Annotated in this window: 4 protein-coding genes; all 4 read left to right on the plus strand. The window is 73.1% G+C overall.

The genetic code is table 11. The features are described from left to right. Positions 1-15: 15 nt before the first annotated feature. The 4 genes from Actkin_RS06545 (at position 16) to Actkin_RS06560 (ending at position 12,130) form a co-directional block, all read left to right on the plus strand. Entirely contained in the window at positions 16-405 is a 390-nt protein-coding gene (locus Actkin_RS06545) for a single-stranded DNA-binding protein (protein ID WP_258906377.1), read from the plus strand. Positions 406-510: 105 nt separating this feature from the next. Further along, positions 511-2,187 carry an energy-dependent translational throttle protein EttA gene (ettA, locus tag Actkin_RS06550; RefSeq protein WP_189212182.1) on the plus strand — a complete coding sequence of 559 codons (1,677 nt, stop codon included), beginning with the start codon at positions 511-513 and terminating at the stop codon, positions 2,185-2,187. Positions 2,188-3,154: 967 nt separating this feature from the next. Further along, entirely contained in the window at positions 3,155-7,051 is a 3,897-nt protein-coding gene (locus tag Actkin_RS06555; protein WP_258906378.1) for a hypothetical protein, read from the plus strand. Between the two features lie 153 nt (positions 7,052-7,204). Beyond that, positions 7,205-12,130 (plus strand): NAD-glutamate dehydrogenase, encoded by a 4,926-nt coding sequence (locus Actkin_RS06560; RefSeq protein ID WP_258906379.1) that lies wholly within the window; start codon positions 7,205-7,207, stop codon positions 12,128-12,130. The last annotated feature ends 39 nt before the right edge of the window (positions 12,131-12,169 follow it).

The raw sequence follows: 12,169 nt of genomic DNA on the forward strand, positions 1-12,169 counted from the left end.
GACTGGGAGAGGCAGATGTTCGAGACCTTGGTGACCCTGGCGGGCAGGCTGGTGGACGACCCGGTGCAGCGCCGCACCGGCGACGGCACGGTCTGGGCGCGGTTCCGGCTGGTGAGCACCGAACGCCGGTACGACGCGGAGATCGCCGACTGGGTCGACGGGAACGTGATGTTCGTGTCGGTGCACTGCTGGCGCACGGTCGGCAGGAACGCGCTGAGCACGCTCAAACGCAACGACCCGGTGATCGTGCACGGGCGGATGCGCATCTACGGGCAGACCACCGAACTCGCCGACAAACGCGACGTCCAGATCGACGCCTACCACCTGGGTCTGGACCTGAGCAGGTGCGATGACGTGGTCCGATCGGCCGCGACCGAGCACGCCGCGCTCGCCGCGGTCGCCTGAACGGGTGATCGCCATGGTTGTGCGGGTGTCCGCAGAAGTCGTTCGGCGGCGCAAAGCACCCTGCCGCGGTCAGGCCGTCCGCCCCGTCGCTCTACGATCGCGGGCATGGCCGAGTTCATCTACACCATGCGGAAGGTGCGCAAGGCGCACGGGGACAAGGTCATCCTTGATGACGTCAGCCTGTCCTTCCTGCCCGGCGCGAAGATCGGGGTCGTCGGCCCCAACGGCGCCGGTAAGTCCAGCGTGCTCAAGATCATGGCGGGGCTCGACCAACCGGGCAACGGCGATGCGTTCCTGGCTCCTGGCTACACCGTCGGCATCCTGCAGCAGGAGCCGCCGCTCAACGAGGAGAAGACGGTCCTCGGCAACGTCGAGGAGGCCGTCGGGGAGACCAAGCAGAAGCTCGACCGGTTCAACCAGATCGCCGAGCAGATGGCCACCGACTACTCCGACGAGCTGATGGAGGAGATGGGCAAGCTCCAGGAGGAGCTGGACCACGCCGACGCGTGGGACCTGGACTCCCAGCTGGAGCAGGCGATGGACGCCCTGCGGTGCCCGCCGCCGGACGCCGAGGTCAGCAAGCTCTCCGGCGGTGAGCGCCGCCGGGTGGCGCTGTGCAAGCTGCTGCTGTCCAAGCCCGACCTGCTCCTGCTCGACGAGCCCACCAACCACCTCGACGCCGAGAGCGTGCTCTGGCTGGAGCAGCACCTGGCGCAGTACGCGGGCGCCGTGCTGGCCGTGACCCACGACCGGTACTTCCTCGACAACCTGGCCGAGTGGATCCTGGAGATCGACCGCGGCAGGCTCTACCCGTACGAGGGCAACTACTCCACCTACCTGGAGAAGAAGCGCGAGCGGCTGGAGGTCCAGGGCAAGAAGGACGCCAAGCTGGCCAAGCGGCTGCGCGACGAGCTGGAGTGGGTGCGGTCCAACGCCAAGGCCCGCCAGACCAAGTCCCGCGCCCGCCTCGACCGGTACGAGGAGATGGCCGCCGAGGCCGAGCGCACGCGCAAGCTCGACTTCGAGGAGATCCAGATCCCGCCGGGCCCGCGCCTGGGCAGCGTGGTGGTCGAGGTCGACCACCTGCGCAAGGGCTTCGGCGACCGGGTGCTGATCGACGACCTGTCGTTCAGCCTGCCCCGCAACGGCATCATCGGCGTGATCGGTCCCAACGGCGTCGGCAAGACGACGCTGTTCAAGACCATCGTCGGGCTGGAGAAGCCGGACGCTGGCGATGTCCGGATCGGCGAGACGGTCAAGCTCTCCTACGTCGACCAGAACCGCGCGGGCATCGACCCGAAGAAGACCGTCTTCGAGGTCGTCTCCGGCGGGCTGGACTACATCGAGGTCGGCCAGGTCGAGATGCCCTCGCGCGCCTACGTCAGCGCGTTCGGCTTCAAGGGCCCGGACCAGCAGAAGCCCGCGGGCGTGCTGTCCGGCGGCGAGCGCAACCGGCTCAACCTGGCGCTGACGCTCAAGCAGGGCGGCAACCTGATCCTGCTGGACGAGCCCACCAACGACCTGGACGTGGAGACCCTCGGCTCGCTGGAGAACGCCCTGGAGCAGTTCCCCGGCTGCGCCGTCGTCATCTCCCACGACCGCTGGTTCCTCGACCGCGTCGCCACCCACATCCTGGCGTGGGAGGGCACCGAGGAGAACCCGGCGAAGTGGTTCTGGTTCGAGGGCAACTTCGAGGGCTACGAGAAGAACAAGATCGACCGCATGGGCGCCGAGGCCGCCCGCCCGCACCGGGTCACCTACCGCAAGCTCACCCGAGGCTGACGGGCAGGCAACCGTGGCGGCCTGGACCGACGACCCCGCGGCGGACGGCGCGGCCCTCCTGGCCATCGCCGCCCGACTCCGCTGGAGCGCCCCGGAACTGGCAGTCCACCTAGCCGCCCAAGCCCTCACCCGAGCAACCCCCCAAGGCACCGGGGCGGTCGCCCCCACCACGGCCGACCACCCCGGTGCCCCGGCACCCCAACCCGCCGACCACTCCGGTGCCCCGGGATCCCAACCCCTGGCACCCCAACCCGTCTCCACCCCCGGCGAGCCCGGCCTTTCGCTCCACCACCCAGGCGTCCTGGCCTCCCAGGCCAGCTCCGGCATCGGTGAGTCCGAACCTTCGTTCCACCACCCGGGCGTCCTGGCACCGCAGGCTGGCTCCGGCATCGGTGATTTCGGGACTTCGCTCTACCGGCCCAGTGCCCTGGCACCGCAGGCCGGGTCGGGTATCGGTGAGCCCGGGACGTCACTCCACGGTCCCGGCACCTCGACATCTCAGCCAGGTGCTGCCACCGGGGAGCCCGGCACTTCGAACCGCCCCGGCGCCCCGGCACCTCAGTCTGGATCCGCCACCGGCGAGCCCAGCACCCCACTCCACCGTCTCGGCACCTCGGCACTTCAGCCCGGGTTCGGTACCGGCGAGCCCGGCATCTCACTCAACCGCCCAGGCGCCTTAACCGACCTCACCGGTCTCCTGCCCGAGCCCGGTCGCTTAGCCGCACCCGGTCGTTCGGCTGAGCCGGACCGGCTGGCTGAGTCCGGGCGCCATGCCAACCCCGGCGGCCTGGCTGAATTCGGCCGTCTGGCTGAACCCGGTGGTTCCTCCGAACCCGGTCGGCTGGCTGGGTCCGGCCGTCTGGCCGAACCAGGCGTCCCGGGTGTCCATTCCGGCACCTTCGCCCACCACATCCCCGCCGATCGCTCCGAGACGGGCGCGGCGGCCGGCCAGGGGGCGTGGGGAGAGTTGCGCACCCATGCCCAGATCCTGCTCGCCGTCGGGCTGGCTGGGCTGGGGCGGCCTGCGGAGGCGGTGGAGCCGGGTGTGGCCGCGCTGCGCTCGGTGGTCACCGCTGGTCGAGTAGAGGACGGCGTTGTGTTGCGGACGGCGTTGGCGGCCTGTGCTCGCGCGCTCGGGGATCCGCTGGCGGGGTCGGAGATCCTGCGGCCCGTGGTGAGCGCCGAGGGGGTGTCGCCTGCCGTCTCCGCGCGGGCGATGGCCGAGCTTGCCGCGTGTCTGTCCCACGTCGCAGGGCGGGATGACGTTGAGGACGCGTTCGCCGAGGCCGACCGGCTGCTCGCGGCCGACGAGGGCCTCTCTCCAGCCCGCCGCCGCCTAGAGCGCGCGTTGGTCTGCGCCAACACCGCCGCCTACCACCGCCGCTACGGCGACACCGAGGCCGCCGCCGACGCCGCGCACGAAGGGCTCGCCATCCTCGGCCACGCGGACGGCACCGACCCGGACCAATCCGCAGTGCGGGCCTCCCTGGTCTACGAGCTGGCCCTCGCCCTGCTCGACGACGGCGCGCTCAACGACGCCGTGACCGCCTGCGCCCCCCTGCTCGCCGAGCCGGTGCGTGCGACCACCGCGCCGCCGGTCGCCCGTCTGCGCATGGCCATCGCCACCCGCGTCCACATCCCGGCGGGCCGCACCGACCTCGGCCGCACCCTGCTGCTGGACACCGTCGACACCGCCCAGCGCCACGGGCTCGACAGCATCCTCGCCGACGCCTGGACCTTCCTCGCCAACACCGAGGAGAACACCGCCCGCCCGGTCGAAGCCCTCCACGCCCTCCGCTCGGCCCGCGCCGCCGAGCACCGCCACCACCGCGCCGCCAGCCGGGCCCGCCGGATCCTCACCGCCGAGTTCGCCCCCGAACGCGACCCCACCCGCGGCGCCACCCTGCTGAACACGGTCGTCCGGCCCCACGCCCCGACCATCCCGCTCCCCGCCCAGCACCGCCGCCATACCCCGACACAGCCTTCCGACGGCCGACAACCGACCACCGCAGCGCCCCACCCCGAACCCCCGCCGCCCCGAACCGCACCATCGGACCCGGCGGGGATGCCTTTGTCCGGCGCCTGGACCTCCACCACCGACAGCCCGGGCCCAGCGGGGCGATCCGCGCGGACAACCAGTGAAGCCGACCAGGGCGCACCCACACCAAGCCCGTCCCACGACTCCGACGAAACCCCGACCCGACGGTCACGGCACGCCAGTCCGCCGGATCCGGGTTCGCCCGCGCCCGAGATGTCACCGCTCGCGGCCGATTCCCTCTCACCGACCGGCAACCCGAGTCCGGTGGATCATGGGCAGAGGCCGCAGAATGAGATCGTTGTCCCGGAGGCGGGCAGGACGGACGCCGCGCGCCCCGAGTCCCGGTGGCGGGACGGGGAGCCGCACCCGCGGGGTGTCGAGCCGGAGGAGCACCCGCGACCGGGGCCGGACAGCGCCGCCTCCCGCTTCGGGTTCCACCGGGACGCGGGCGTGGTGGGGCCGCGTGTCGAGAGTCGACACGTCCCGGTCGAAGGCGCCCAGCCGGGTGTCGCCGGGCGTGAGCCGGAGAAGGAGACGTCACCCGTGGGTCGGCATGAGGCACCGGACAACGGCCGTGATCCGTCGGCGTCGGCGGACACGCCGGACCTGCGGGACGAGGATCCCGGCTTCACCCTGATCCTGGTCAGGGCCGAGCCGATCGGCCACCCGGACGCCATCGAGCCGGAGGAGCCCGCCCTGCCGGTCGGCGACGACGCCATGATCAACGCCCTGGCCTCCCGCGTCCGCGACCTGGCCCCCACCGGCACCGACCTGGTCCGCTGCGACCGCGGCGAGTTCGCCGTGCTGCTCCCGCGCACCCCGACCGTCATCGCCGAGCAGTTCGCCTCGATCATCCGCAAGCAGGCAGGCCGAGGCCCCTGGCTGGCCGACGTCGTCGGCAGGCCCGTCACGGTCCGCACCGCCGTCGCCAACCACGCGGCCGCAGGCGTGGCCCGGGGCCTGGACAGCCTCCTCACCGTCGCCCGCGCCGCCCTCCGCGGCGAACCCGCCCCCGCCGCAGGCCTTCACGGCGAGCCCTCGCCCACCCTCCTCAGCAGCGAATCGGCCCCCACAGGCACGCCGACGGCCCTCCGCGACGAGTCAGCGCCTGCCGCCACCCCCCACAGCGAGCCAACGCCCGCCACCCCCACCGTCTTCGGCGACGAGTCCGCCGTCACGCGGACCGGCCGCCGTGGCGAGTCGACGCCGACGGTCTTCGGCGACGAGTCGGGGTCCGCCGTCACGCGGACCGGCCGCCGTGGCGAGTCGACGCCGCCGGTCGTCGGCGACGAGCCTGGGGCCACCGCGGCGCGGACCGGCCTTCGTGGTGAGTCCGCGACCAGCGCCCCTCCCACCACCGGCAGCACGCCATCCACGACGCCGGCCAGCCGCCACGGTGAGTCCGCGCCCGGCGCCAGCCCCGCGATCCCCCGGCCGTCCCGCCGCGAGCGGCGTGCTGCGGCGCCGTCGGATGCCCACGAGGTCCTCAGCCGGTTCGGCATCACCGCGGCGGGTGGTGGCCGCAGGCGTGCCCCCGACGACGACCTCGACCCGTACCTCACGGTCGGGGCCGCCATCCCCGCCCAGGCCGCCAGGCCCGCCGATCCCGAGCCCGACGAGGTTCCCCCGGTCGAGCCCGCGCCCGAGGAGATCCCTCCGATCGAACCCGGCCCCGACCAGGTTCCCGTCCGGCCCGATCCCGGCGGCATCCCCCCGGTCGAGCCCGCCCCCAACGAGGTGCCGCCGGTTCGCCCGAACCCCAGTGAGATCCCCGACGAGAAGCCCTCCGCCGCGAGCCTTCTCGACCGCCTGAGCAAGCTGGCCTCCGGCGAGCCCGCCGCCGACCGCCCGGGCAGGCGCGCCGCTGCGCCGGAAGCCGCGGATCGGTTGGGGAGACGGGCGTCCGGGGAGCCCGCGCCGGACGTCATCAGTCGGCTGGGCAGGCTTGCGTCCGGGGAGTCCGCCCCCGGCTCGATCGGCCGCACGGGCAAGCGGGCTGCCAGCGACTCCGCGGCCCGTGCCGGCAGAGCCGTGTCCGGGGACCGGCGAAATCAGCTCCCGGATCTGCCCACGCCGGACACCCCGGGCAGAACAGCCTCCGGGGAGAAGGACTCCGTCAGCGAGCAGGCCGCATCGGACCCCGCCGAGCCCCCGGCGACCCCCGTGCGCCGTGCGGACTCCGCCGTCATCCCCCGGCCCAGCCCCGCGATGGCCGAGTGGCTGCGCCGGGCGGGCCGCCCCCTCCCCGACGACGACCTGCCCGCGGCGGACCAGGCCGACGACCCGGCACCCGCGTCCCCCGACCCGGCGCCACCCGCCCCTGACCCGGCACCCGCCACCCAGGCCCCAGCGACCCCCAGCGAAACGGCGGCAGCCGAGCCCCCACCGCCGGTGAACGGCGCCCCGGCCGACGCGACCCAATCCCGTCCCCGCAGGCGCGAGCGCTCCTCCAGCGACCTCGCCAACCTCCTCACCGAGGCACTGGCCGCCTTCCAGGAGACCCACCCCGCCCAGGACTGGGCCGACGAGCCCGAGCGGCCCAGCCCCCTCGACGCCGCCCTGGCCGCCCGCAGGCCGCTGCCCGGGCCCGTGCGGCCCAACGAAGGCGGTCGCCGCCGGGCCCCGGACGACCACGAGCCCACCGACGTCGGCCAGGCGTCCGGCAGGCGGGCCGCCCGACGCGCCCGCGAGGAGCGGTGGGTTGCCGACGCCCGGGCCGCCGACCCCGACTCGCCGCCGCCCGCGCGGACCTTCTCGTGGCGGCCGGACGAGGGGGGCAGGCACCGGTCGTCGGGATGGGCGCCCGCCGACGTGGACGGCGGCTGAGTTCTGCCTGGCAGGACCCGATTTCCCGGCTCTGTTAATGCCCGGTCACCGTGCGGTGAACAGTCCAGGCGCGGCATGCCGCCCCGGGGCCCGGCACTACCCTGAGGGTGTGACACACCGACGTGGCACATCGACTGTGGAGCCGACCTGAAGATGACCTCGACTGGTACCCCGTCCCGCACCGAGAGAGCCGCCAGCGTCGACGGCTCACCCGCGCGCAGTCCCGAGCAGACCCGGGACGAGCTCATCGCGCGGGCCGCGGAGCTGGACCCCGACATAGCCGACCTGATCCGGCTGTACTACCGCTACATCCCCCCTGAGGAAGTCCTCGACGACGACCCGCGCGACCTCCTCGGCGCCGTCCACTCGCACACCCAGCTCGCCGAGCGCCGCGTGCGCGGCCGCCCCGCCGTGCGGATGCTGAACCCGGAGACCAGGACCGACGAGTGGTCCTCCCCGTGCTCGGTCATCCAGCTCGTCACCGACGACATGCCCTACCTCGTCGAGTCCGTCACCGCCGCGCTCGCCCGCACGGGCGCGCACGTCCAGCGGGTCATTCACCCCATCGTGGTCGTCCGGCGGGATGTCGCTGGCAACCTGCAGGAGATCCTGCCGACCGCCGACGCCGAGGCCCCGCCCGCGGAGGCGTTCCCCGAGAGCTGGATGTCCATCGAGGTGGACCGGGTCACCGACGGCGAGCGGGCCCGCGAGATCGAGACCGTGCTGCACTCGGTGCTGACCGACGTGCGCGAGGTCGTCGAGGACACCGACCGGATGATCGGCACGGCGATCAGCCTGGCCGACCAGCTGGAGCAGAACCCGCCGCCGCTGGACGCCGAGCACCTCGCCGACGGCGCCGAACTGCTGCGCTGGCTGGCCGACGGCCACTTCACCTTCCTCGGCTACCGCAACTACGAGCTGGTCGACGGCGACGGCGAGCCCGCCCTGCGCGCCATCCTCGCCAGCGGCCTCGGCGTGCTGCGCCAGGACAGCCTGGCCGCCCGCAGCCTCACCGCCGGGCCGGACGCCGTGCGCCACGCCCTCGCGCCCGAGCTGCTGGTCCTCACCGAGGCGAGCGCGCCGTCCACCGTGGCCCGCGCCGCCTACCCGTACTACGTGGGCGTCAAGACCTTCGACAGCGAGGGCCGCGCCACCGGCGAGCACCGCTTCCTGGGCATCTTCACCACCTCCGCGCTGCACGAGGACGTGCTCGACATCCCCGTGGTGCGCCGCCGCGTCCGCGACGTGATCCACCGCGCGGGCTTCCCGATGGAGTCCTACTCCGGGCAGCGCATGCTGGAGGTCATCCAGAACTGGCCTCGCGCCGAGCTGTTCTCCGCCACCGCCGAGTCCATCTACACGACCGCGACCGGCGTGATCGCGCTGGCCGACCGGCGCAGGCTGCGGCTGTTCCTGCGCAGGGACCCCTACGGCCGGTTCTTCACCTGCCTGGTGTTCCTCCCGCGCGACCGCTACACCACCACCTCCCGCATCGCCATGCAGGAGGTGCTGCTCGAGGAGCTGGGCGGCACCAACCTGGAGTTCAGCACCCGCCTCGGCGAGTCGCCGCTGGCGCAGGTGTACTTCATCGTCCGCACCGACCCGGCGACGATCACCGACCCGGACGTGCTGCGCATCCAGGAGCGGCTCACCCAGGCCGTGCGGACCTGGGACGACCGCATGGTCGAGGCCCTGCTCACCGAGCGGGCCAACGGCGCCAACAGCGAGTCGGCCACCGAGCTGGGCCAGCGCTTCGCCAACGCGTTCCCCGAGGCGTACAAAGAGGACTTCGACGCCCCCGAGGGCCTGGCCGACCTGCGCCGGATCATGGCGCTGGGCAAGGACGACATGGCCGTCCAGTTCTACGTGCCCGAGGGCGCGGAGGCGGGGGAGCGGCGGCTCAAGCTGTTCCTCGCGGGCGGCAAGGTGACGCTCTCCCAGGTGCTGCCGGTGCTGCAGGCGATGGGCGTCGAGGTGCTGGACGAGCGCCCGTACGAGCTCGAGCGCGACGACCGCGAGCCGTGGTGGGTCTACGACTTCGGCCTGCGCATCGATCCGGCCGTGCTGGAGGCGCGCACCGACGACCTCGACCGGCTGCCCGCCGAGTTCGAGGACGCGTTCAGCGCGTCGTGGCGCGGCGAGGCCGAGGTCGACCGGTTCAACGCGCTGGTGCTGCGCGGCGGCGTCACCTGGCGGCAGGCGGCGATCCTGCGCGCGTACTCGCGGTACCTGCGCCAGGCGGGCACGCCGTACAGCCAGGAGTACATCGAGGACGCCGTGCTCGCCCACACGCATGTGGCGACCGCGCTGATCCAGCTGTTCGAGACCTGCTTCGACCCCACGCTGTCCGCGGACACCCGCTCCGCGCACGCCAAGGCGCAGATCGACGAGATCTCCGGGATGATCGACGGGGTCACCAGCCTCGACGAGGACCGCATCCTGCGCAGCCTGCTGACCGTCATCCGGGCGACGCTGCGCACGAACTACTACGTGCGCGACGCCGAGGGCAACCCGCGCCCGTACCTGGCGATCAAGCTGGAGCCGGGCGCGATCCCCGAGCTGCCCGAGCCGAGGCCGCGGTTCGAGATCTTCGTCTACTCCCCCCGGGTGGAGGGCGTGCACCTGCGGTTCGGCCCGGTCGCCCGCGGCGGCCTGCGCTGGTCCGACCGCAGGGAGGACTTCCGCACCGAGGTGCTGGGCCTGGTCAAGGCGCAGGCGGTGAAGAACGCCGTGATCGTGCCGGTCGGCGCGAAGGGCGGCTTCGTCGTCAAGCGCCCGCCAGCGCCGGTCGGCGACGCCGCGCTGGACCGCGAGGCGTTCATGGCCGAGGGCGTGGCGTGCTACCGCATGTTCATCTCCGGCCTGCTCGACCTGACCGACAACCTCGACGGCACCGAGGTCGTGCCCGCCAAGGACGTCGTGCGCTACGACGAGGACGACACCTACCTCGTCGTCGCCGCGGACAAGGGCACCGCCACGTTCTCCGACATCGCCAACGACGTGGCGCGCCAGTACGGGTTCTGGCTCGGCGACGCCTTCGCCTCCGGCGGCTCGGTCGGCTACGACCACAAGGCCATGGGCATCACCGCCCGCGGCGCGTGGGAGAGCGTCAAGCGGCACTTCCGCGAGCTGGGCGTGGACACCCAGACCGAGCCGTTCACCGTCGTCGGCATCGGCGACATGTCCGGCGACGTGTTCGGCAACGGCATGCTGCTGTCCGACCAGATCCGCCTGGTGGCCGCGTTCGACCACCGGCACATCTTCATCGACCCCGACCCGGACCCGGCGAGCTCGTTCGCCGAACGCCAGCGGCTGTTCGCGCTGCCGCGCTCGTCCTGGGACGACTACGACCGCGCCAAGATCAGCGCGGGCGGCGGGGTCTGGCCGCGCACGCTCAAGTCGATCCCGCTCAGCCCGGAGGCGGTGCGCGCGCTCGGTCTGCCCGAGGGCACGCAGAAGCTCTCGCCGCCTGAGCTGATGAAGGCGATCCTGCTCGCCGAGGTCGACCTGCTGTGGAACGGCGGCATCGGCACCTACGTCAAGGCCAGCACCGAGACCCACGCCGACGTCGGCGACAAGGCCAACGACGCGCTCCGCGTCGACGGCGCCGACCTGCGGGTCAAGGTGGTCGGCGAGGGCGGCAACCTGGGCCTGACCCAGCGCGGCCGCATCGAGTTCGCCCGCGCGGGCGGCAAGGTCAACACCGACGCGCTGGACAACTCCGCGGGCGTGGACTGCTCCGACCACGAGGTCAACATCAAGATCCTGCTCGACCACCTGGTCCGCTCCGGCGAGCTGGACCCCGAGCAGCGCGACGACCTGCTGGCCGAGATGACCGACGAGGTCGCCGACCTGGTGCTGGCCGACAACTACCGGCAGAACGCGGTCATGGGCGTCAGCCGCGCCCACGCCAAGCCGATGCTGTCGGTGCACCAGCGGCTCGTGGACAGCCTGGAGAGCCGGGGCCTGGACCGCGAGCTGGAGGCGCTGCCGACCAGGGCGCAGTTCAAGGCGATGGACAAGGCGGGCGAGCAGCTCACCTCCCCGGAGCTGTGCGTGCTGCTCGCACACGTCAAGCTGGCGCTCAAGGACGACGTCCTGGCCGCCGACCTGCCGGACCTCGACGTGTTCGCGCGCAGGCTGCCGGAGTACTTCCCGACCCAGCTGCGGGAGCGGTTCGCCAAGGCGATCTCGGCGCACCCGCTGCGCCGCCAGATCACCACGACGCTGCTGGTCAACGAGGTCGTCGACGGCGCGGGCATCTCCTTCGCGTTCCGGCTGGCCGAGGAGACCAGCGCGTCGGCCACCGACGCCGTGCGCGCGTTCGCCGTGGTCACCCGGGTGTACGACCTGCACGCCATCTGGCGCGACATCGACGCGCTCGACAACATCGTGCCCACCGACGTCGCCGACGCGATGGTGCTGCAGACCCGGCGGCTGCTCGACCGGGCGTGCCGCTGGCTGCTCACCAACCGCCCGCAGCCGCTGGCGGTCGGCGCGGAGATCTCCCGGTTCCACGAGGTCGCCGCCCAGCTCGCGCCCGCGGTCGGGGACTTCCTGCGCGGCCGGGCCAGGGAGCAGGCCGAGGCGGAGACCGAGCGGCTCGTCGCCGTGGGCGTGCCCGTCGAGCTGGCCAGGCGGGTCGCCGCGCTGATCGACTCCTACGGCCTGCTCGACGTCACCGAGGTGGCCGAGCTGTCCGAGCGCGACGCCGGGCTGGACTCGGAGCGCTCGCCGTGGGAGACCGCCGAGGTGTACTACGCGCTGGCCGACCACCTGGGCTTCGACCAGATGCTCGACGCGGTCGGCGAGCTGGAGCGCGACAACCGCTGGCACGCCCTGGCCCGCCTGGCCCTCCGCGACGACCTGTACGGCTCGCTGCGCGCGATCACGCTCGACGTGATGCGCCAGAGCGACCCGGGCACGCCCGCCGCGGACAAGATCGCGGGCTGGGAGCACGCCAACAGCTCCCGGCTGGCCCGCGCCCGCGCGGCGCTGGCGGACATCCAGGAGTCCGGCAGGCTCGACCTGGCGACGCTGTCCGTGGCGGCGCGCCAGATGCGGAGCATGGTCCGCTGATCCGACCGGTGGCCGCCCGCTCCCTGGCGGGCGGCCACC

The organism is Actinokineospora sp. UTMC 2448, assembly GCF_024760565.1.
Classification (GTDB): domain Bacteria; phylum Actinomycetota; class Actinomycetes; order Mycobacteriales; family Pseudonocardiaceae; genus Actinokineospora; species Actinokineospora fastidiosa.

What these genes read in the sequence shown, in the direction of transcription:
- Actkin_RS06545 (WP_258906377.1), top strand. Translation starts at nt 16, where the DNA reads ATGTTCGAGACCTTGGTGACCCTGGCGGGCAGGCTGGTGGACGACCCG.
- ettA (WP_189212182.1), top strand. Translation starts at nt 511, where the DNA reads ATGGCCGAGTTCATCTACACCATGCGGAAGGTGCGCAAGGCGCACGGG.
- Actkin_RS06560 (WP_258906379.1), top strand. Translation starts at nt 7,205, where the DNA reads ATGACCTCGACTGGTACCCCGTCCCGCACCGAGAGAGCCGCCAGCGTC.